The organism is Actinomadura logoneensis, assembly GCF_003428695.1.
Taxonomy (GTDB): domain Bacteria; phylum Actinomycetota; class Actinomycetes; order Streptosporangiales; family Streptosporangiaceae; genus Spirillospora; species Spirillospora logoneensis.
This window is the reverse complement of record NZ_QURH01000347.1, coordinates 1-521: the sequence shown is the minus strand read 5'-3', so window position 1 is coordinate 521 and position 521 is coordinate 1. Positions and strand designations below refer to the sequence as shown.

The window sequence follows — 521 nt, the reverse complement described above, 5'->3', positions numbered from 1 at the left end:
CGTATCCACCGGACGCACGAGCGCCGGACGCCGGACGCGCGGGGGCGCGTGCGGGGCGTTGCGGCGACCGTGCGGGGCCGGAGGGGGCATGATGGGGCGCGGGCGGCGTCACCCGCGTCCGCCCGCGCCCCCGCACGAGCCCTCCCGCACGAGCCGTCCAGAACGAGGTCCGCACTGACACCCAGCCCGACCGGCCGCGGCACCGCCCACCCCGACAGCGCCCTCCCGGAGGCCGCGTCGGGGACGGCGCTGGAGTCCGCCGTGCGCACCTACCTCGGGCACCTGGCGGTGGAGCGGGGCCTGGCCTCCAACACCCTCAGCTCCTACCGCCGCGACCTGCGCCGCTACGTCGAGGTGCTGACCGACCGCGGCCGGACCGCGATCGATGACGTCACCGAGGACGACGTGCGCTCCTTCCTGGTCGGGCTGCGGCAGGGCGACGCCGGCCACCCGCCGCTGTCGGCCGGGTCGGCGGCCCGCGCCGTCGTCGCCGTGCGCGGGCTGCACCGGTTCGCGCAGCG

The 521-nt window shown here is 78.7% G+C and carries 1 protein-coding gene; it reads left to right on the top strand.

What is annotated here, in order from left to right; translation table 11 throughout:
- Positions 1-261: 261 nt before the first annotated feature.
- A partial coding sequence (locus tag DZF91_RS22650; protein WP_235834482.1) for a site-specific integrase occupies positions 262-521 on the top strand: 260 nt, incomplete at its 3' end.